Origin of the sequence: Sphingobium sp. B12D2B, from assembly GCF_025961775.1 — a bacterium.
Lineage (GTDB): Bacteria > Pseudomonadota > Alphaproteobacteria > Sphingomonadales > Sphingomonadaceae > Sphingobium.
Genome location: NZ_JAOQOH010000001.1, coordinates 2,910,755 through 2,930,489 on the forward strand (window position 1 = coordinate 2,910,755; position 19,735 = coordinate 2,930,489).

The window sequence follows — 19,735 nt, forward strand, 5'->3', positions numbered from 1 at the left end:
CCGCCGGTCGTCCGGACAAGGATCAAATGACGAATACGCAAAAGCAAAACCAGATCAGCGATCGGGACGGAGTGGCCGTTTATGTGGCGGCCGCGCCGGAAATCATCGGCTTGCCGGTGCCGGCCGAATATCGCGAGGGCGTCATTAACAATCTTCACCTCATCCTCGTCCAGAGTGCCCCGTTGCTCGCCCTTGAGCTTGATCCCGCGCTGGAAGCCGCGCCGGTGTTCCGGCCATGACCGATTTTGCAGCAATGGGCGCGGCGCAGATCGCCGGCGGGGTGAATGCCGGGACGTTCAGCGCATCGGATGTGGTGCGCGACATGCTGGCACGCATCGAACGGCTCGATCCGCTGATCAACAGCTGCACGGCTGTCTTTTCCGAGTCGGCCCTGGCTGCGGCAGCGGCGCTCGATGCCGCGATTGCGCGCGGCGAGCCCGGCGGCCCCATGGCGGGCGTGCCGATCGTCGTGAAAAACCTGTTCGACATTGCCGGCGAGGTGACGCTCGCCGGCGCCAAGATGCGCCGCGAGGCCCCGCCCGCCAGCGAAGACGCGACCGCCGTAAGGCTGCTGCGCGAGGCCGGCGCGATCATCGTCGCATCGACCAACATGGATGAATTCGCCTACGGCTTCACGACCGAGAATGATTTCTTCGGCCCGACCCGCAATCCCCACGATCTCGGGCGGCTCGCCGGGGGCTCGTCGGGTGGCGCTGCGGCAGCGGTCGCAGCGGGCCTTGCGCATATCGGCATGGGATCGGACACCAACGGGTCGATCCGCGTGCCCGCCTCCTTCTGCGGCCTGTTCGGGCTCAAGCCGACCTATGGCCGCCTGTCGCGTGCGGGCACCTTCCCGTTCGTGTCCAGCCTCGATCATATCGGGCCGATGACCCGCAGCGTGGCCGACCTCGCGCTGGCCTATGACGTGCTGCAAGGGCCGGATCCACGCGATCCCGTTTGCTCGACGGCAGCGCCTGAGCCGGTTCTGGACCGCCTCGGAGAAGACACCGATGCGTTTCGCGTCGGCGTTCTGGGCGGCTGGTTCCGGGGCAATGCCGAGGATGTCGCGCTGGAAGCCGTGGACAAGGTTGCCGACGCCCTGAATGCGGATCGCTATGTCGAGCTCGATGAAGCCGAGATCGCGCGCTATGCGGCCTTCGTCATCACGGCGGCCGAGGGCGGCAATCTGCACATCGATGCCCTGCGCCAGCGCCCGGACCAGTTCGATCCGGCGACGCGCGATCGCCTGTTCGCCGGCGCGCTGCTCCCTTCCACCCTCGTCGTGCAGGCCCAGCGCTTCCGCTACCGATTCCGCGAGGCGGCGCGCCGGGCCTTCGCGCACTATGATGTGCTGCTTGCCCCTGCCACGCCCTGTGCCGCGCTCAAGCTAGGCCAGCAGACCCTCAATCTGGGCGGCAAGGAGATGCTCGCCCGCGCGCATGTGGGCATCTACACCCAGCCGATCAGCTATATCGGCCTGCCCGTGCTGACCGCGCCAGTGATGACCAGCGGCCCCATGCCAGTCGGCGTCCAGATCATCGCCGCGCCCTGGGCCGAGGCCAAGATCTTCCAGATCGCCGCGCGGCTGGAAGCAGCCGGCGTGGCCGTCTCCAGCGTGGCACATTGCGCGCCGGTGTCGGAAAACGCCTGAAGCTCAGGCCTGGGTATCAGGGGCTGAGCCTCAGGGCTAATCTTCAAGGCGTTGGCGGCTGCTCCACCCGGGGCGGCCAGGGTGTGAGGAACGGCGCGTCCTCGCCATAAGTGAGCTTGCCCTCGGCCTGGAGAAGGCGCACGCGCCCATCCAGATACTCCTTGATGATCGCGATGCGCCCCTTGCGCACCGTGGCGATCCACACGTCGTTGACGACCTGCTTCTCACCATTCTGGGTCACGCGGAACTGGACTTCCGCCGCCACGCGACCATTGCGCACATCGATATAGAAGGCGTCGGCGGGGAAGTAGATGCTGCGGTCCGTCGCGACCTTGCAGAAGCCCTCGAGGTCAGCGAGCGCGGCATCGCGGCCGATCAGGCGGCGGCCGGGATAGGAGAAATCGACATCGTCCGTCAGAATGCGGCGCATGAGGTCCGCATCGCAATCCGCCCAAACATGGGCGAGATCGAGGATCAGGCGCTGATATTGCGCGCGCGTCGTGCCGCGCGCCTCCATCTTGCCGGTGTAGATGACGCTGGGCTTGGCGGGAGCCGTCTGCTCGGCCATGGCCGGCATCGGGGACAGGACCGCGCAGGCGGCCGCGATACAGACCCAGCGGCTGCGCGATGCTCGGACGATCCTCATGCCTTGGTTCCCTTGCCGGTGTTTTGGCCCGCCCCATGTGCGGGCGTCTTGCCCCAAAAGTAAATCGCCGTGGTGTCGGCTTGAACTGACACCACGGCGATTGAGCGATCGGATGCGACCCGAGGCTCTAGCTGCCGAAGCGATAGGAAATGCTGCCGCCAATCCAGCGCGGACGGCCCCAGACTTCGGTCGCCATGCCGAGGAATGCGAGGTCGAACGCGGCGGTGCGATAGCGCTTGTCCGTCACATTCTCGGCAAAGACAGCGAGGGTCAGCGAGTCGCTTGCATCGGTCCAGGAGAGGCGGACGTTTGACAAGGCGTAGGCTGCCTCACGCTGGCTGGGACTGTTGAAGGCGTCGAAATACTGCACGCCCTTATAGGCGATGTCGCCCTGCAGACCGAGCGTGCCGCCAAGCACGTTCGGCACGCGATAATTGGCCGTCAGGTTCCACGACCATTTGGGGGCCAGCGGCATCCGCCGATCGACCACCGGGCCGTTATTGGCGAGGCCGGGCAGCTGCACGTCGAGCAGCTTGGCATCCAGATAGGTCAGCGATCCACGCAGGCGCAGATTCTGCACCGGCTCTGCCGCGAACTCGGCTTCGGCACCGGTGATCTCGGCATCGCGGTTGAATGTGGTCGAGGAGAGCGACACGCCATCGAACTGGTAGGCCTGGCTGTCCTTATACTGGTAATGGAACACCGCGCCGCTGATGCTGTAGCGATTGTCGTAGGTGGCGAACTTGGCGCCGGCTTCGTAACTGGTCAGCCGTTCCGGGCGGACCGAGATGGCCGAGAGCGGAAGCGACGTGTAGCCGACGTTGAAGGTGCCGGCCTTGAACGAGCGCGCCACACCCGCATAGAAGAGCTGCCCGCGCTGCGGCGCCCAGCTCAGCCGCGCCGTGAAGCTCGTGCTGTCATCGTTGCGCTTGGCGAGATCGCCCACCGTGGTGGTGTTGAACACCGGGCCGGTGTCCGTGTTGTTGAGGTCATATTCCTTGTCTTCCTCGGTGTAGCGCACCCCGCCCGTCGCCGTGAGGGTCGAGGTCAGCGCATAGTCGACATTGCCGAAGATCGCCCAGCTCTCGCTGTCCAGATCATAATAAACCGGACGGCGCGGACCGGCGGCGGCCGAGGTGGTGCGGCGCTGATAGCCGTTCACATTATAATCGAAATAATAGAGGCCGGTGACCCAGGTGAGCGGCCCGTTCACGCCCGCCAGGCGCAGCTCCTGCGAGAACTGCTCGGCGCGCGGGTGGACTTCGGTCGAGCGTGCGCCGGGCGTGGAGTCGCTGTCGAACGCCGCGTCCTTCTTGCCCTTCTCAAAGCCGGTGATCGAGGTCAGCTCGGCAAAGCCGAGGTCCGCCTTGATCTTGCCGATCGCGGTGAACTGCTCGGAGCGCATATAGGCGTCAAAGTTGGTGTTCGTCTCCAGCGGCTTGCTGTCGCCATAGCCGAAGGAGTCGACGCCGCCCGGATTGCGGGTGGAGAGGCCCGTCACCGGGTCTTGCGTCACGGCAATGTGGGTGAACATGTTGCCCGCTTCATTGTCGTTCTTGTAATATTGCACGAACAGCTCGGCGCTCAGATTGTCCGCGAACTGGTTCGACAATTGGCCGCGAATGGCGCTGGCGTTGAGCGCGTTGCCGTCTTCCCCGCCGGGGAAATTGTTCTTGATGTAGCCATCATAACGGTGACGGAAGACGCTGACGCGGCCAAGCAGATTGCCGAACAGCCGGCCGCTGATCGCAGCCTCGGCCTGAACGCGATTGCGCTCGGCGAAGGTGACGGACACATGGCCTTCGAGCTGCTCGGTCGGCGCCGCGGCAATGAAGTGGATGAGGCCGCCGGTCGCGTTGCGGCCATAAAGCGTGCCCTGCGGACCGCGCAGCACCTCGATGCGGCTGATGTCGAACATCTGGGAATCGAGGCCCATCAGGTTCGCCTTGTAGAACTCGTTCACATAGACGGCGGACGGGCTCTCATTGGTGTCGGCAAAGTCGCGCATGGCGACGCCGCGCAGCGAGATGAAGGGGAAGTCGCCGTCGCCCGAGTTCTGGCCGATAGAAAGGCCCGGCACCAGGCGGGCGAGATCGAGCGTGCTCGACGCGCCCGATTCAGCGGCCTGCGCGCCGGACACGACGCTGAGGCTGATCGGCACTTCCGTGACGCGCTGCTCGCGATGCTGGGCGGTGACGATGATGTCGCCACCTTCGGCCGTGTCTGCGGCATCGGCAGCCATCAGCGGCGCGCTCGTCGAAGCCAGAAGAAGGGCGAGAAACGCTTTGTGGGACATCGTCAAAGATGCCTCGGGCTTGCGTGCAAACAACATTGTGGGCTTCCTCCAGATAAACCTGTCATGCCCGCAGGCCAGAGCTCACATCGGTTACCGCCTCGAGCCCACGCGCAGCGTGAGCGATGTTTATCCTGTTGAGCCCTCCCCCTTCGGCGTTGGTATGTATGCAGAGCGTGCTTACTTATGTAAAGAGGGTCGTGACGATTTTTTGACAGAGGCTCAAATGTGCGGCGCCTGCGTGGATCAACCTTCAAAGGGCGGTTTTATTGGGGTTTCACGAGAACGGAACGATCACGACCCAAAGCAGGCGGCGACCGCAGGATCAAATCGAAGTGCCGTGGCGCGACGTCTGCGCGAGCCGAGTCGCCGCAACGGTGAGACCGGTGCGGGCATGTATAATTAGTGGGATCAAAGAAGCGGCGGCCGGAGAGCGCCCCCTACCCCCGCCCCGCCTTCACCATATCGGCGATCCGCACGAACTTCTCGCGCGGGGCACCCAAGCGGGCTTGGGCGATTTCGGCTTCGTCGATCTTCTGCCAGTCGCGGAAGGTGACGATCTCCAGCCCGCGCTCGGCGATCAGCGCGTCCAGGCCAGCCCGGCCCTGCTTGCCGGCCGCGGCGGGCTGGTCGGCGGCGATGGCTTCGGCGATCAGGAAGCCATCGGGCTTGTTGGTGCCGATGGTGCCGCTCGGCCCGCGCCGCGCCCAGCCGACGCAATAAAGGCCCGGGCGAATGCGGCCCTCCTCATTGGCGAAGCGGCCGCGCACCTCGTCATAAGGCACGTCGGGAATGGGCGGCGTGCGATAGCCGATGCAGCTGATGATGAGATCGGCCGGCATGGTCACGCGCTCGCCGGTGCCGATGCTCTGCTGCTGCGCATCGAGCCGGGTTCGCTCCAGCACCAGCCGCTCGACGCGGCCCTCCCCTTCCACCCGCTCGGAAACGACGAAGAAATCGAACCGGATCGCGACCACCTTCTCGGGCGATGGCTCGGCGAACTGGCGGAGCAGCGCCAGCGACTTGCGCTGTCCCGGCTCCAGCGCCTCATCGACCGAGGTCGGCGGGAGATCGGCGGGGTCGACATGGACGGAGGCGCGCTCCAGCCGGCCGAGTTCGCCCAGCTCCTTGGGCGTCATCGCAATCTGCGCCGGGCCGCGCCGACCCAAGATGGTGATCGAGCGGGGCTGCGCCTTTTTGAGAATGTCATAGGCATGAGCGACGACATCGCTCTCCTCAAGCTCGCGCGCGGTCTTGGCGAGAATGCGGGCGCAATCCAGCGCGACATTGCCATTGCCGATGATGACCACATCCCGCTCGTCGATCCGCGGTGCGAGATCGGCATGATCGGGATGGCCATTATACCAGCCGACGAAAGCGGCGCTGCCGATGACGCCGGGCAGATCGTCCCCCGGCACGCCCAGCGGGCGATCCGACGGCGCGCCGGTGGCGAGGATCACGGCATCGTAAAGGCCCTGAAGCTCCGGGATGGACACATCGCGCCCGATGACGAGATTGCCGACGAAGCGCACCGTGTCGGTCAAGGCCACGGCTTCATAGCGGCGGGATACGGCCTTGATGGACTGGTGATCCGGCGCGACACCGGTGCGGACGAGGCCGAAGGGAACGGGCAACCGGTCGATGATGTCGATCGCCACATCCTCGCCGAACTGCTTCTGACAGGCTTCCGCGGTATAATAGCCGGCAGGGCCAGACCCGATGATGGCGATATGACGCATGGAACGGCCTCTCCAGAAAATGTGTCTTGCGGGGGGCAGCCTAGCCGAGGCTGCGCGCGAGGCAAGGGCCGTGCGCATGAGAGCGACGCCCGTGGAGCGATAGGCGCGCCCAAACGAAAAGGGCGGACCATTCGGCCCGCCCTTTCAGATCGATTTACCGATGCCGTTCAGCGTGCAGCGGGCGCTGCTGCCGAGGCATTGGCGGGCAGACCGCCGAGCTGGGTCACCAGCTTGGTATAGGCATCCAGATAGGCCAGCACGATGACCTGGCCGATATCCGTGTTCTGGTAGCCGCCGCCAGCCGCGCCGGCAAAACCGCCCCACCAGCCTGCGCCGCCGCCGGCACCGAAGCTCAGATCCGACTTGCGCGAATAGCCCTCGGTCATCGCTTCCTCGACCGTGGTGCGCGCGTTCACGATGGAGAGCGTCACATTGGCTTCGCTCTTCTTGATGTTGATGCCGCCGGCCAGCGCGCCGAACGTGCTGCGGCCCAGGAAGCCGCCCAGCATGCCGCCCAGAGCGTTGCCGCCGCTATTCTTGTTGGAGGTCACGATGTCCGGCTGGAGGAAATAGTCCGCCGCCTTCACCTGACCGCGCCCGATGTTGCTGCCGGCCTGCAGTTCACCCTGATCGGCCAGGGCGCGCTCCATCGCGCGGTTCTGCATCGAGCGGCCGCGGTTAACGAGCGTGAAGCAGCCGGACTGCTGGATGAAGATGCGCAGGATCGCTTCGGGGCTGCCGAGGCTCAGCTCGCGCCACCACTGCGTGTCCGGCTCGACGATGGCGACGGTGCCCAGATTCTTGGTGCAACGCGGGATGTCGCGCGTGCCCTTGTCCTGCGCCTTGCGGCCCGAGGATTGCGCGATGGCCGGCTGCACCACCAGGCCGATCGCGGACAGCGCCAGCGCCAGTTTGATCGATAGTTTCATGTATTACCTCACCCACAAGGATTATGCAGTCGACGCCCCTGCCGAACCACAAGGCCCGCTGTTTATCACAGCAAAATGCCGGCACAAGGTTAACGACTGCACGGCGGCGGCGCATGACAGGCGGCGCTCCTCATGTCTTGTATGAAATGGTCGCGGCGGGCCCTCTTTCAGAAGGCTTTGCCGGAACCCTTCCGCCTGCTATCGGCGCGCAATGACTGACCTCGCCCACATCCGTAACTTTTCCATCATCGCGCATATCGACCATGGCAAGTCGACCCTTGCCGACCGCTTGATCCAGCGCACCGGCGGACTCTCGGATCGCGAGATGACCGCGCAGGTGCTCGATAACATGGATATCGAGAAGGAACGCGGCATCACCATCAAGGCCCAGACCGTGCGCCTTGATTACACCGCGAGCGACGGCAAGACCTATGAGCTCAACCTCATGGACACGCCGGGCCATGTCGACTTCGCCTATGAAGTCTCGCGCAGCCTCGCCGCATGCGAAGGCGCGCTGCTGGTCGTGGATGCCGCGCAGGGCGTGGAAGCGCAGACGCTGGCCAATGTGTACCAGAGCATCGAGCATGACCATGAGATCGTGCCGGTCATCAACAAGATCGATCTGCCCGCCGCCGAGCCCGAGAAGGTGAAGGCGGAAATCGAGGATGTGATCGGCATCGACGCCAGCGAGGCGGTGCTCGCCTCCGCCAAGGCCGGCATCGGCATTGACGAGATTCTGGAAGCGATCGTCAAGAAAATCCCCGCCCCCAGTGGCGACCGGGACAAGCCGCTGGAAGCGATGCTGGTCGACAGTTGGTACGACCCCTATCTCGGCGTCGTCATCCTCGTGCGCGTCATCAATGGCGTGCTCAAGAAGGGCCAGAACATCAAGTTCATGATCGGCGGCACGGAGCATCTGGTCGACCGCGTCGGCTGCTTCCGCCCCAAGATCGAGACGCTGCCCGAGCTTGGCCCGGGCGAAATCGGCTTCATCACCGCGCAGATCAAGGAGATCACGCAGACCCGCGTGGGCGACACCATCACCACGGTGAAGAACGGCGCGACCACGCCCCTGCCCGGCTTCAAGGAAGTGCAGCCGGTGGTGTTCTGCGGGCTCTTCCCGGTCGATGCGGCGGACTTCGAGAAGCTGCGCGAGAGCATCGCCAAGCTGCGCCTCAATGACGCCAGCTTCTCCTTCGAGATGGAGAGCAGCGCGGCGCTGGGCTTCGGCTTCCGCGCCGGGTTCCTCGGCCTGCTGCACCTCGAGATCATCCAGGAGCGGCTGACGCGGGAATATGATCTCGACCTCATCACCACCGCGCCGTCGGTGGTCTATCGCATCCAGCTGCGCAAATCGAAGACCGAGGACGCGCGCGAGATTCTGCTGCACAATCCGGCGGACTATCCCGACCCCAGCCGCATCGAACAGATCGACGAGCCGTGGATCAAGGCGACGATCTACACGCCGGACGAATATCTGGGCAGCATCCTCAAGCTCTGTCAGGACCGGCGCGGCATCCAGACCGGCCTCACTTATGTGGGCGGCCGCGCGCAGGTGAGCTACGAACTGCCGCTCAACGAAGTGGTGTTCGACTTCTACGATCGGCTGAAGTCGATCAGCCGGGGCTATGCCAGCTTCGACTATGAGCAGATCGGCCTGCGCGAGGGCGATCTGGTGAAGATGAGCATCCTCGTCAACAACGAGCCGGTCGACGCGCTCAGCATGATCGTCCATCGCGGCGTGGCTGAGGAGCGCGGCCGCCATATGTGCGAGCGGCTGAAGGACCTCATCCCCCGCCACCTCTTCAAGATCCCCATTCAGGCGGCGATCGGCGGCAAGGTGATCGCGCGCGAAACCATCGCCGCGATGCGCAAGGACGTGACCGCCAAATGCTATGGCGGCGACATCACCCGCAAGAAGAAGCTGCTGGAGAAGCAGAAGAAGGGCAAGGCGCGGATGCGCGAATATGGCTCCGTGCAAATTCCGCAGGAAGCCTTCATCGCCGCGCTCAAAATGGGGGACGACAGTTGAGCGAGCAGACTAGCGACGAGGATTATGTGTTCGATGAAGCCAGCGGCGAGTGGCTGCCGGCTTCCGAACTGGCCACCAAGCAGGGCGCGGCCGATGCGGTGGACGTGCGCGACGCGGTCGGCAATCTGCTGGCCGATGGCGATCAGGTCACGCTGATCAAGGATCTGACCGTGAAGGGCGCGGGGCAGACGCTCAAGCGCGGGACGCTGATCAAGTCGATCCGCCTCACCGGTGACCCGCAGGAAATCGACTGCCGCTACGAGGGCATCAAGGGGCTGGTGCTGCGTGCCGAGTTCGTGAAGAAGCGGTGAGCGCGGCACCGGGCCGCCCATCGCAAAGGAGTGCAGCCTGATGGCCAAGACTGACGCAGGCGGACGCTTCGAGCGGCATCGCCAGCCGTGGACCGCCGCCGAGATCGACAAGCTGCACACGCTGGCGAAGAAGGGCATGGCGCTGAAAGCCATCGCTAAAGCGCTCACCCGCAGCGAGGAATCGGTGAAGGACCGCGCCAAGGCGGACGGGCTGACGATCGCGAAACTGCGTTAAGGCGCGGCCCCTAATCCCTTAGCAGCAAATGGCGCCCGTCCGAGCGAGCGTCCGGCAACCTTCGGGGCGCACAAGCGTCTCATCAGGGCCAGCTCCCAAGCGAGATGGAAGTGGCACATCGCCGTTGTGGACATGGTGCGTCCGCGGCGGTCGCGTGCCCCTGTGCGAGACCATGCTGGAGGATGTCCCCATGCCCATTTCCCATACGCCCCTGATAGAGCGCATTGCGCGCGTGCTCGCCGGACTGCGGCTGAGCGAGAATGCTGATGGCACCGAGCCGAGCGCCAGCCGGTCTGTGGACCTGGAATGGGAAGATTGCGTTGAGGACGCACGCGCGGTGCTCCGCACGATGCGCGAGCCGGACGCCGCAATGGCCAGCGCAGGCAATGAAGAGATTTGGGAAGCGATGATCGCGGCCGCATTATCGGGCGAAGCGAGCGGTACCGGTGTAAGCCAAGCCAACCCGGATGAGACCAATCCGCTTGCTCCCCCGATCAATCTCAACGCGGGCAGCTGAAGTCTCGGCGCGCTCGCGGCCTAGCTTTCGGGCAGCTGGTTGGTTCGGTTCAGCCGGTCGATCACTTCATCGAGCGGCTCGACGACCGTCACGCTACGGCCTTCGCCAAAGCGAATGCGCGTGCCCTCGCCGACATTGGAGATGAACGAAATCTGCGTGGCATTGACGGCGACGGGGGCGCGGTCCGGGCTGGTGAACTTGACGAACATGGGCACGCTCTCCTGCTTATGATTGGGGACAGCCTAAGCGCATTCTCGCGCCACGCAATTGCTCGTCGCGCGAAGGTGGAAAATATCTGGCAGGCTGCGGCCTCCCCCGGCCTTATCGGCCCGACAGGCTGTTGCTGATGCCGAAGAAAAGCTCGGAGAGATTGATGCCGAGCGACAGGAACGCCATGACGCAGGCCAGCGACACCAGCGCCGCGATCAGCCCATATTCCACTGCCGTCGCGCCCCGCTCATTTGCGCGCAGCCGAGCAAAGGGCGTCAGGTCACGGTCAACAGCAGGTGATGTCTGGCGCGGCATGGGGCACTCCTCACATTTGTCGGTTCAACGTCGCCGCAAATGGTGGAGAGGTGGTAAAGAGAAGGCGCCAGATGACATTGGACTAAAAGGGCGGAAGGCCCGTCAGCCCAAACCGAGTGAAGCCACGGCAATCAATGCCGCGATACCGGTGAGGCTGGTTACCAGCCCAAGTTCCAAAGCCTTTGCTCCGCGCTCGGTGCGGAGAATCCGCATAATCATGTCATCCTCCAATGACATAACCCATAGCACCCACTGGCTTTACGGGCGCTTAACGGCACCGCTGGAAGACCACCGATCCGCGCAAAAAGCCGTTCGCGCCGGCCGCGCAGAGGCGATTCCTCCGCCCAAGTCTCAGTCCGCCAATTGACGTGGCGACAGACTCACGGCAGGAGCAAGCATGGCCGACATGACCGATCCCGTTTCCGCCGACCCGCTCGCCCAGCCCGCATCGTTCAAGCGCCGGGGGATGCTTTTCGTGCTGTCCTCCCCGTCCGGTGCCGGCAAATCCACCATCTCGCGCAAGCTGCTGGCGCATGATCCGGGCCTGACCATGTCCGTCTCCGCCACCACCCGGCCGATGCGGCCCGGCGAAGTCAACGGCAAGGACTATCATTTCGTCGATCTGGAACGGTTCCGCTCCATGGTGACGGACAATCAGTTCCTCGAATGGGCGCATGTGTTCGATCATCGCTACGGCACGCCGCGCGCGCCGGTGGAAGGGATGCTGGAAGCCGGGCACGACGTGCTGTTCGATATCGACTGGCAGGGCGCCCAGCAGCTCCACCAGCTGGCCGGCGGCGACGTGGTCCGCGTGTTCATCCTGCCCCCCTCGATGATCGAGCTGGAAGCGCGGCTGCGCGGACGCGGCACGGACAGCAACGACGTGATCGAGCGGCGCATGGCGCGCGCGCACAGCGAAATCGCGCACTGGGACGGCTATGATTATGTGCTCGTCAATGACGATGCCGAAGCTTGTTTCGCCAAGGTGCTCACGATCCTGCAGGCCGAACGGCTCAAGCGCCACCGGCAGACCGGTATCATCGGCTTCATCCGCAAGCTCGATCGCGAGGAAATCTAGCCCTCAGCCCGGCCCGCAGGGGCCATCGGCCCGGCCACGCAAAACTTTGCAAGCCAGATGCCCTCCATATCTGTATGGGGGGCGCATAAGGCGGACCACCAAACAGGATGACGCGCGCAGATGAGGCCTTTGAAACAGGCTTTGCGGCGAGGATGGTCCACCGCTCCACTCTTTTTTGATTAGCGAGATACATGCCCTTTTCCACACTCCCCCCTCTTCTCGCCAATGCCCTTGCCGAGCGCGGCTATGCCGACCCCACGCCCGTTCAGGCCGAAGTTCTGGAGGCGCAGGCGCATAGCCGCGACCTTATCGTCTCGGCGCAGACCGGATCGGGAAAGACCGTGGCGTTCGGCCTCGCCATTGCCACAGACCTGCTGGAAAATGGCGAGCGCATGGCGCCGCCCGGCCTGCCGCAGGCGCTGATCATCGCGCCGACCCGTGAACTGGCGCTGCAGGTCAGCCGCGAGCTGATCTGGCTCTATGGCAAGGCCGGCGCGCGTATCGCCACCTGCGTCGGCGGCATGGATGCGAGCAAGGAGCGCCGTGCGCTCTCGCATGGCGCGCAGATCGTGGTCGGCACGCCCGGCCGCCTGCGCGACCATCTGGAACGCGGCGCCCTCAACCTCTCCACCCTGCGCGCGGTGGTGCTGGACGAAGCCGACGAGATGCTCGACATGGGCTTCCGCGAGGATCTGGAAGAAATTCTCGACGGCACGCCGCAGGAGCGCCGCACGCTGCTCTTCTCCGCGACCATGCCGGCCCCCATCGTGGCGCTGGCCCGGCGCTATCAGCGCGACGCGCTGCGCATCTCGACGGTGACGCAGGAGCGCGGCCATGGCGACATCAGCTATCAGGCGATGGCTGTGGCGCCGGCCGACATCGAACATGCCGTGGTGAACCTGCTGCGCTTCCACGAAGCTGAGACGGCGATGCTGTTCTGCGCCACGCGCGACAATGTGCGCCACCTCCATGCCGGGCTGGTCGAGCGCGGCTTCGCGGTGGTTGCCCTCTCCGGCGAGCATAGCCAGAATGAGCGCAATCAGGCGCTGCAATCCTTGCGCGACCGCCGCGCGCGCGTGTGCGTCGCAACCGACGTGGCCGCGCGCGGGATCGACCTGCCGACGCTGAGTCTCGTCGTCCATGTCGAGATTCCGCGCGATGCCGAGACGCTGCAGCACCGCTCCGGTCGCACCGGGCGCGCGGGCAAGAAGGGCACCGCCGTGCTCATCGTGCCCTATCCACGCCGCCGCCGGGTGGAATCGATGCTGCGCGGCGCGCGCATCCAGGCGGACTGGATTTCGCCGCCTTCCGCCGACGACATTCGCCGCGCCGATACCCAGCGCCTGCTTGAAACGCTGCGCACCCCTGTCGAACTGAGCGAGCAAGATCATGAGCTGGGCCGCCAGTTGCTGGCCGAGCGCAGCCCGGAAGATGTCGCCGCGATGCTGGCCCATGCCTATCGCGCGCGCCTGCCCGAGCCTGAAGATCTGCTGGGCAGCGATGCGCCCGCCGAACCGCGCGGCCCCCGCCCCGGTTTCGAGCAGAGCGCCTGGTTCCGCCTGAATGTCGGCCGCAATCAGAATGCCGATCCGCGCTGGATTCTGCCGCTGCTCTGCCGGCGCGGCCATATCAGCCGCACAGAGATCGGCGCGATCCGCATCGCGGCGCAGGAAACGCTGTTCGAGGTCGCGGGCGGCGTCGCTGCGCGCTTCCTCGATGCCGTGCGCCGCACCGCCAGCGAGGATGACGAGGTCGACATCCAGCCGACCGACGGCAAGCCCCGCGAGGAAGCGCGCCGCAATCGCCGCGACAATGCCCGCCCCGTCCATGCGCCCAAGCCCTATCGCGCACCCGCCGCGCGCGGGCCGCATGGTGGCCGCCCGGATCAGGCCCAGCCCGGCCCGCATGGCGCCGGCAAGAAGAAGGGCCCGAACAAGTGGAAGGGTGGCGCCAAGCCCTTCGCGCACAAGAAGCCCGGCAAGGATAGATGATCGCGATCCTCGTCGATGCCGATGCCTGCCCGGTGAAGGAAGAAATCTACCGGGTGGCATTTCGGCATGAGACGCCGGTCAGGATCGTCAGCAACCAGCGCATCCGCATCCCCGATCATCCGCTGGTCGAGCGGGTGGTCGTGTCCGACGCCTTCGACGCGGCCGACGACTGGATCGCCGAGCAGGCTGGCCCGACGACGATCTGCATCACTGCGGACATTTTGCTCGCCGATCGCTGCCTGAAAGCCGGCGCGAGCGTGATCGCCCCGACCGGCAAGCCCTTCACCACCGCCTCCATCGGCAGCGCCATCGCGACCCGCGCCATCATGGCCGATCTGCGCGCCGGCGGCGACATCATCGGCGGCCCCGCGCCATTCAGCAAGGCGGACCGCTCACGCTTTCTTTCGGCGCTGGATGAGACGATCGTGCGGCTGAAGCGGTCGCGCTGAGGGCTAGGGTCCGCGTTACGTCACTTCCGCTTGGGCAGCGGCGGCAGAGCCTTGGCTTCCTCCAGCACGCTCGTGTCGATCAGCGTCGCGAGTTGCGCGCGGGTGCGCGGCGTGCGCTTGTCCTGCTTGGCGAGCCAGGCTTCCTCTTCTTCGAGCACGTCCAGCAGGTCGCCGGTCCAGTCCGCCAGCCAATTGTGGTGGGACCAGCTCTGCTTGACCAGCTCCAGCGGATAGCCGCTGTTCTGCGCCACCAGCTCCTGCGCCCGTGTGGGATCGCGGCGGACCTCCTGCGTGGCATCGATGATCGCGCGGACCATCACAACGATGTTCCGCCGCATCTCCGGATTGGCCAGCGCACCGGCGGTGGTGTTGAGATTGAACAGCTCACGATAGACGCCCTTGCCGCTGAACTCGATGGCATCATCGCCGATGGCCTGCGCGGCGCGTTCGACTTCCGGCTCCCAGATCGCCACGGCATCGACCTTCCGGTCGGCCAGCGCCTGAGGCATGTCCGGCAGCTTCATGCCGACCATGGTGACATCGTCGCTGGAAAGGCCGACGGTTTTCAGCATCTTCTGGGTGAAGAATCCGGATGAAGTGACGGAAATGGTCGCAATCCGCTTGCCCTTGAGGTCAGCCAGCGAATTGATGCCGGCGGACTTGCGCGCGACGATGCGGTACAGTCCTTCGGTCACGGTCATGACGATCCGCATGTCCGGGTTGCGCAGCGAATAGCGCAGCGCCTGCGTCTCCGCATTGGTCGCGATGTCGGCCGGCGCGCTGCTGTCATCTGGCGTCGCACCGGGCTCGCCGACAAGATTGGCGACGCTCCCGCGTCCGATGGTGACGGGAGCGGGATAATAGGATTCAGCGGCGATGAAGAGCGGCGCGAACTCGAACACGGTGAGATTGCCGAACGCGCGGATCGGGCCAGCCTGCGCCACAGTTGCAGAGGTTGCCGACGCCGAGGCCACGGGCGTATCCGTCTGGGTGCAAGCCGAGGTGCCGGCAAGCAGAAGTGAGATACCGGCCAACAGGACGCCGCGCCCACGCCGACGCGCATGGCCATGGCTCATCGCCCGATTGAATGCCGACATCCTCTTCTCCCTCACATCGCTTTTGACGGCAGGAGGCTAGCGAGCCGCAAGGCCGCCAACAATGCCCGGAACGGCATTGATCCTTGCCTGGGGTGGCGGGGGTTGGGGTTTGCTGGTTACAGGACAAGAGTGGTCAGTACAGACGAGACGCCGTTGCGGGCATTTGAAGGATCCGTAAACTCGGGGGCATCTGGCGTGGACGGGCAGAGATGGGGAGGCCTGGGTGAAAGTGTGCATACGCATTATCCTCCCAATCATCGCCTTAGGCGCGCTGGCCGTATATTGCTTACTCCCGCACCCGACTCATGATCAGGCGCAACTGAAATCAATCGCAGCCGATTCTCGACATCTGATGGGGGCCTATCCGCTTCGTGCTTCAGAGCGTTCCGTCGACATCCCACAAGATAAGTGGCCACCTGCAATCGCAAGGCTGAAGCCCTATTCGGTCACAGTCTACCCAGGGATGGTGGATATCGCGACAACGCCATCTTTCGATGGTGGCTGGGGCTATGGTTTCGCTTTAGACATGAAGGACCTGACGATGCTCTTAGGGTGCTGGTCGGAACTGGGACACGGCGTGTATTGGCACACCCCCTGCTGATGCCGACTCACCAAGCCAAGCTTTTCGTTCGCCGACCTCTTGTTAACGCTCCAAAGCGGTCATGGCACGCACCCGACCGTTGGGTTTACAAGCGGCCTGTCCAGACACGACGACATAGCTGCCTCTCGACGATCACTCTTCTAAGCTCGATTTCCTCAGCCAGTTTATTCGTCTCCTTCTCTTCCGATCGAGAGAGACAATGGAACCGGGTCGCCGTCGCTCTCAGCGGCGATAGCGTCAGCGAAACCTAGCCTTTACCAGAAAGTTCAGCTGCCCAACCAAAGCATAGGCGGGCAGCCGACTAAGAAAACGTCGATCACTGGGGGAAATGGATCCCGCACAGCTTATTTCCATCTGGATCGCGGAAATAGGCGAGTTCAATCGTGCCCAGAGACGCCGTATTGCGGGGACCGGGGGGTGCCTCAATCGATGTGGCGCCATTTGCAACGGCGACATCGTGAAACTGTTTTACCTGCTCTGGCGAACTGCATGAAAAGGCAACGGTGCCGCCGTTCGCGACGGTCGCAGGTTCGTCGTTGATTGGCTGCGTAACAATGAAATTGGTACCATTCCCGTTGTTGTAGATCAGGCGCTTATGGCCGCTGTCGGCCACGTTAACGGTCGCTTCCCCAACCCCCAGCGTGCCAAGTACGGTATCATAAAAGCGCTTTGCCCGCTCAATGTCGTTCGATCCCACCATCGTGTGAAAAAGCATGCTTCTTCTCCGTATTAAGCTACGTCGTGATTGAGCGCAGCCCTGCGGTCCGACCATAGCAGACACGGACGCTCGGTCACGCTCGGATCATCCTCGCCGGCAGTGATCTTTGACACGGCAACGCTCTCTTAGTTCAAACAAGCGAATGGCCGCTTCCCAAGACAAAGCGGCCATTCAGGTATGCGAGCCCCACATTTCTAAACGGACACTCACTCAGTTCGGGCTTGCTAACCCAATCACGCCGCCGCCCGCGCCCGCAACTCCAACGCCGCCGCGATTAGATCACGCGTGTAGTCCGTCTGCGGCGCATTGAAGATTTGCTGCGAGGAGCCCTGCTCCACGATCCTGCCGTTGCGCATCACCACCACTTCGTGCGCGAGGGCGCGGACGACCTTGAGGTCGTGGCTGATGAACAGATAGGTCAGGCCATGGCTCGCCTGTAGGTTGCGGAGCAGGTCGACGATCTGGGCCTGCACGGACATGTCGAGCGCCGAGGTGGGCTCGTCGAGGATCACGAGATCGGGCCGCAGGATGATCGCGCGGGCGATGGCGATGCGCTGGCGCTGGCCACCGGAAAATTCGTGCGGGTAGCGATCCAGCACCGCCGTGGAGAGGCCAACCTCCTCGATCATCGTCGCGACGGCCTCGTAGCGCTCCGCTGGCGTCAGGTCGGGCCGGTGGATCGGCAGCCCCTCCCCCACGATCTGGCCGATTGTCATCTTGGGGCTGAGGCTGGCGAAGGGGTCCTGGAAGACGATCTGCATCCGCTTGCGCAGCGGGCGCATCTGCTTCCAGTTGCGCTCGTGCAGCGGCTCGTCCTCGAACCAGATCGGCCCTTCCGAGCGGCTGATGCGCAGCAGCGCAAGGCCGAGCGTGCTCTTGCCCGAGCCGGACTCGCCGACGACGCCGAGCGTATGCCCGCGCGGGATCGAGAGCGTCACCCCGTCCACGGCCTTCACGAAGGCGCGCGGCTTGCCGAACCAGCCCTTGATCGGGAAATGGACCTTCAGATCCTCGGTGCGCACCAGCGGCGCGGGATCGCCCTCGATCTTCAGTGGTTCGCCGCGCGGCGTCGCATCGAGCAGCTTGCGGGTGTAGGCATGCTGGGGATTGTCGAACACCGCGCTGGTGTCACCCGCTTCCACCACCTCGCCCTGCGTCATCACGCAGACGCGCTCGGCCATCTTTCGTACCACGCCCAGATCATGGGTAATGAGCAGCATCGCCATGCCGAGGCGCTGCTGCAGATCCTTGAGCAGATCGAGCACCTGCGCCTGCACGGTCACGTCGAGCGCGGTGGTCGGCTCGTCGGCAATGAGCAGGTCCGGCTCGTTGGCGAGCGCCATCGCGATCATGATGCGCTGGCGCTGCCCGCCGGAGAGCTGGTGCGGATAGGATTTGAGGCGGTTCTCGGCATCGCGCAAGCCAACCAGCTTGAGCAGATCGATGGTCTTGGAAACCGCCGCCGCCCGGCTGATCGCCGGATCGTGCAGCTTCATCGCCTCGATGATCTGCCGGTCGATGGTGTGCAGCGGGTTGAGCGCAGTCAGCGGCTCTTGCGGGATCAGTGCGATGCGGGCGCCGCGCAGTGTCTGCATCGTGCGCTCGCTGGCGCCGACGATCTCCTGCCCGTCCAGCCGGATCGAGCCGGATGGGTGGAACGCCACCGGATAAGGCAGCAATTGCAGGATCGACATGGCAGCGGTGGACTTGCCCGAGCCGGACTCGCCGACCAGCGCCAGCGTCTGGCCCTTCTCCAGCGTGAATGACACGTCCTTCACCGCCTCGACGATGCGGCCTTCCGAGCGGAACGAGCAGCACAGCCTGTCGACCGCAAGCAGGGGCGTGTCCGTGGCGCTCATGTCGATTTCCTTGGATCGAAGGCATCCCGCGCCGCTTCGCCGATGAAGATGAGCAGCGAGAGCATGGTGGCCATGACGGCGAACCCCGCGATGCCGAGCCACGGTGCATAGAGATTGTTCTTCGCCTGGTTGAGCAGTTCGCCAATGGAGGGCGATCCGCGCGGCATGCCGAAGCCGAGAAAATCCAGCGCCGTGAGGATCGTGATCGACGAGGAGACGATGAACGGCAGGAACGTAATGGTCGCCACCATCGCATTGGGCAGGATGTGCCGGAACATGATCGTGCGGTTGCCAAGGCCAAGCGCCCGGGCGGCGCGGACATAATCGAGATTGCGCGCGCGCAGGAACTCGGCGCGCACGACGTGCACCAGGGTCATCCAGCTCACCAGCAGCAGCACGCCGAGCAGCGTGAAGAAGCTGGGCGTGAGGAAGCTGGCCATGATGATGAGCAGGTAGAGCATCGGCAGGCTCTGCACGATCTCGATGCAGCGCTGGAAAATGAGGTCGGTCCACCCGCCGAAATAGCCCTGTATGGCGCCGGCGGTGATGCCGATGATGGAGCTGAAAAAGGTGAGCAGCAGGCCGAAGGTCACCGAGAGGCGGAAGCCGTAGATGATGCGCGCCAGCACATCGCGCGCTTGGTCGTCTGTGCCCAGCCAATGGCGTGCGGACGGCGGCGACGGCGCGGTGACGGGGATATCGTAATCGATCGTCCGGTAGCTGTAGGGGATGATCGGCCAGATCGCCCAGCCGTCGCCCTCAGCGATCATCGCCCGCACGGCGGGGTCCTGATAATTGGCCTCCGTCTCGAACACGCCGCCGAACGTGGTCTCCGGATAGGCGCGCAGAACGGGCGCATAGATCTCGCCACGATAGCTCAGCAAGATGGGCTTATCATTGGCGATCAGCTCGGCGCACAGCGTCACCACATAGAGCGCAAGGAATATCCACAGGCTCCAATAGCCGCGCTTGTTGGCCTTGAAATTGGCCCAGCGCCGGCGCGTGAGCGGGCTCATCCGGCTGATCGGGCGCACAGGCCGGGGATGAACGGCCGGGGCTGCGAC

At 64.5% G+C, this 19,735-nt stretch carries 19 protein-coding genes; 9 read left to right on the plus strand and 10 right to left on the minus strand.

What is annotated here, in order from left to right; translation table 11 throughout:
* The first annotated feature begins 26 nt into the window (after window positions 1-26).
* Both M2335_RS13780 and M2335_RS13785 read left to right on the plus strand, forming a co-directional pair.
* A complete protein-coding gene (locus tag M2335_RS13780; protein WP_264572156.1) occupies window positions 27-239 on the plus strand; it encodes a DUF4089 domain-containing protein in 213 nt (70 codons plus the stop codon).
* The gene (locus M2335_RS13785; RefSeq protein WP_264595052.1) at window positions 236-1,651 is read left to right on the plus strand and encodes an AtzE family amidohydrolase; all 1,416 of its coding nucleotides are present in this window, start codon (window positions 236-238) and stop codon (window positions 1,649-1,651) included. Before M2335_RS13780 ends, M2335_RS13785 begins: the two co-directional genes overlap by 4 nt.
* Before the next feature lie 43 nt (window positions 1,652-1,694).
* Here M2335_RS13785 and M2335_RS13790 read toward each other — a convergent pair whose 3' ends face one another.
* The 4 genes from M2335_RS13790 to M2335_RS13805 all read right to left on the minus strand — a co-directional run bounded on the left by M2335_RS13790 (window position 1,695) and on the right by M2335_RS13805 (window position 7,258).
* Complete coding sequence (locus M2335_RS13790) at window positions 1,695-2,297, minus strand: nuclear transport factor 2 family protein (RefSeq protein WP_264595053.1); 603 nt, start codon at window positions 2,295-2,297, stop codon at window positions 1,695-1,697.
* A gap of 127 nt (window positions 2,298-2,424) precedes the next feature.
* Window positions 2,425-4,593, minus strand: a complete 2,169-nt coding sequence (locus tag M2335_RS13795) for a TonB-dependent receptor (RefSeq protein WP_264572153.1) — start codon at window positions 4,591-4,593, stop codon at window positions 2,425-2,427.
* A 437-nt stretch (window positions 4,594-5,030) separates the two neighbouring features.
* A complete protein-coding gene (locus M2335_RS13800; protein ID WP_264595054.1) occupies window positions 5,031-6,329 on the minus strand; it encodes an FAD-dependent oxidoreductase in 1,299 nt (432 codons plus the stop codon).
* 167 nt (window positions 6,330-6,496) lie between these two features.
* Window positions 6,497-7,258, minus strand: a complete 762-nt coding sequence (locus tag M2335_RS13805; protein ID WP_264572151.1) for a CsgG/HfaB family protein — start codon at window positions 7,256-7,258, stop codon at window positions 6,497-6,499.
* Window positions 7,259-7,469: 211 nt separating this feature from the next.
* Here M2335_RS13805 and lepA point away from each other — a divergent pair, with 211 nt between their 5' ends.
* From lepA to M2335_RS13825, 4 genes are all read left to right on the plus strand, one after another.
* On the plus strand, window positions 7,470-9,290 hold the full coding sequence (lepA, locus tag M2335_RS13810) for a translation elongation factor 4 (RefSeq protein WP_264572150.1): 1,821 nt from the start codon (window positions 7,470-7,472) through the stop codon (window positions 9,288-9,290).
* Complete coding sequence (locus tag M2335_RS13815; RefSeq protein ID WP_264595055.1) at window positions 9,287-9,601, plus strand: alkylphosphonate utilization protein; 315 nt, start codon at window positions 9,287-9,289, stop codon at window positions 9,599-9,601. The genes lepA and M2335_RS13815 overlap by 4 nt, the downstream gene beginning before the upstream one ends.
* Before the next feature lie 40 nt (window positions 9,602-9,641).
* Entirely contained in the window at window positions 9,642-9,836 is a 195-nt protein-coding gene (locus M2335_RS13820) for a hypothetical protein (RefSeq protein ID WP_181558813.1), read from the plus strand.
* Between the two features lie 190 nt (window positions 9,837-10,026).
* Window positions 10,027-10,353 carry a hypothetical protein gene (locus tag M2335_RS13825; protein ID WP_264572147.1) on the plus strand — a complete coding sequence of 109 codons (327 nt, stop codon included), beginning with the start codon at window positions 10,027-10,029 and terminating at the stop codon, window positions 10,351-10,353.
* A gap of 20 nt (window positions 10,354-10,373) precedes the next feature.
* Here the strand turns inward: M2335_RS13825 and M2335_RS13830 are convergent, their stop codons facing one another.
* Window positions 10,374-10,562 (minus strand): flagellar FlbD family protein, encoded by a 189-nt coding sequence (locus M2335_RS13830; protein ID WP_181558812.1) that lies wholly within the window; start codon window positions 10,560-10,562, stop codon window positions 10,374-10,376.
* A gap of 112 nt (window positions 10,563-10,674) precedes the next feature.
* Window positions 10,675-10,878, minus strand: coding sequence for a Flp family type IVb pilin (locus M2335_RS13835; RefSeq protein ID WP_264578257.1), 204 nt, complete (start codon window positions 10,876-10,878; stop codon window positions 10,675-10,677).
* Between the two features lie 397 nt (window positions 10,879-11,275).
* On the opposite strand from M2335_RS13835, the gene gmk reads away from it, so the two are divergent.
* The 3 genes from gmk (at window position 11,276) to M2335_RS13850 (ending at window position 14,396) form a co-directional block, all read left to right on the plus strand.
* Window positions 11,276-11,956, plus strand: a complete 681-nt coding sequence (gene gmk, locus M2335_RS13840; protein WP_264595056.1) for a guanylate kinase — start codon at window positions 11,276-11,278, stop codon at window positions 11,954-11,956.
* Window positions 11,957-12,147: 191 nt separating this feature from the next.
* On the plus strand, window positions 12,148-13,947 hold the full coding sequence (locus M2335_RS13845; protein ID WP_264595057.1) for a DEAD/DEAH box helicase: 1,800 nt from the start codon (window positions 12,148-12,150) through the stop codon (window positions 13,945-13,947).
* Window positions 13,947-14,396: a YaiI/YqxD family protein gene (locus M2335_RS13850; RefSeq protein WP_264577533.1), complete on the plus strand. Its 450-nt coding sequence runs from the start codon at window positions 13,947-13,949 to the stop codon at window positions 14,394-14,396. Before M2335_RS13845 ends, M2335_RS13850 begins: the two co-directional genes overlap by 1 nt.
* A gap of 20 nt (window positions 14,397-14,416) precedes the next feature.
* On the opposite strand, the gene M2335_RS13855 is transcribed toward M2335_RS13850, so the two are convergent.
* The 4 genes from M2335_RS13855 to M2335_RS13870 form a co-directional block, all read right to left on the minus strand.
* Window positions 14,417-15,493, minus strand: a complete 1,077-nt coding sequence (locus tag M2335_RS13855; RefSeq protein ID WP_264595058.1) for an ABC transporter substrate-binding protein — start codon at window positions 15,491-15,493, stop codon at window positions 14,417-14,419.
* Window positions 15,494-16,410: 917 nt separating this feature from the next.
* Entirely contained in the window at window positions 16,411-16,809 is a 399-nt protein-coding gene (locus tag M2335_RS13860; RefSeq protein ID WP_181560230.1) for a VOC family protein, read from the minus strand.
* Between the two features lie 236 nt (window positions 16,810-17,045).
* Complete coding sequence (locus M2335_RS13865) at window positions 17,046-18,671, minus strand: ABC transporter ATP-binding protein (RefSeq protein WP_264586640.1); 1,626 nt, start codon at window positions 18,669-18,671, stop codon at window positions 17,046-17,048.
* Window positions 18,668-19,687, minus strand: coding sequence for an ABC transporter permease (locus tag M2335_RS13870; RefSeq protein ID WP_413714904.1), 1,020 nt, complete (start codon window positions 19,685-19,687; stop codon window positions 18,668-18,670). The genes M2335_RS13865 and M2335_RS13870 overlap by 4 nt, the downstream gene beginning before the upstream one ends.
* Window positions 19,688-19,735 lie beyond the last annotated feature (48 nt).

Coding starts and splice junctions, on each gene's coding strand:
- M2335_RS13780 (WP_264572156.1), top strand. CDS start 27: ATGACGAATACGCAAAAGCAAAACCAGATCAGCGATCGGGACGGAGTG.
- M2335_RS13785 (WP_264595052.1), top strand. CDS start 236: ATGACCGATTTTGCAGCAATGGGCGCGGCGCAGATCGCCGGCGGGGTG.
- M2335_RS13790 (WP_264595053.1), bottom strand. CDS start 2,297: ATGAGGATCGTCCGAGCATCGCGCAGCCGCTGGGTCTGTATCGCGGCC.
- M2335_RS13795 (WP_264572153.1), bottom strand. CDS start 4,593: ATGTCCCACAAAGCGTTTCTCGCCCTTCTTCTGGCTTCGACGAGCGCG.
- M2335_RS13800 (WP_264595054.1), bottom strand. CDS start 6,329: ATGCGTCATATCGCCATCATCGGGTCTGGCCCTGCCGGCTATTATACC.
- M2335_RS13805 (WP_264572151.1), bottom strand. CDS start 7,258: ATGAAACTATCGATCAAACTGGCGCTGGCGCTGTCCGCGATCGGCCTG.
- lepA (WP_264572150.1), top strand. CDS start 7,470: ATGACTGACCTCGCCCACATCCGTAACTTTTCCATCATCGCGCATATC.
- M2335_RS13820 (WP_181558813.1), top strand. CDS start 9,642: ATGGCCAAGACTGACGCAGGCGGACGCTTCGAGCGGCATCGCCAGCCG.
- M2335_RS13825 (WP_264572147.1), top strand. CDS start 10,027: ATGCCCATTTCCCATACGCCCCTGATAGAGCGCATTGCGCGCGTGCTC.
- M2335_RS13830 (WP_181558812.1), bottom strand. CDS start 10,562: ATGTTCGTCAAGTTCACCAGCCCGGACCGCGCCCCCGTCGCCGTCAAT.
- M2335_RS13835 (WP_264578257.1), bottom strand. CDS start 10,878: ATGCCGCGCCAGACATCACCTGCTGTTGACCGTGACCTGACGCCCTTT.
- gmk (WP_264595056.1), top strand. CDS start 11,276: ATGGCCGACATGACCGATCCCGTTTCCGCCGACCCGCTCGCCCAGCCC.
- M2335_RS13845 (WP_264595057.1), top strand. CDS start 12,148: ATGCCCTTTTCCACACTCCCCCCTCTTCTCGCCAATGCCCTTGCCGAG.
- M2335_RS13855 (WP_264595058.1), bottom strand. CDS start 15,493: ATGTCGGCATTCAATCGGGCGATGAGCCATGGCCATGCGCGTCGGCGT.
- M2335_RS13860 (WP_181560230.1), bottom strand. CDS start 16,809: ATGCTTTTTCACACGATGGTGGGATCGAACGACATTGAGCGGGCAAAG.
- M2335_RS13865 (WP_264586640.1), bottom strand. CDS start 18,671: ATGAGCGCCACGGACACGCCCCTGCTTGCGGTCGACAGGCTGTGCTGC.
- M2335_RS13870 (WP_413714904.1), bottom strand. CDS start 19,687: ATGAGCCCGCTCACGCGCCGGCGCTGGGCCAATTTCAAGGCCAACAAG.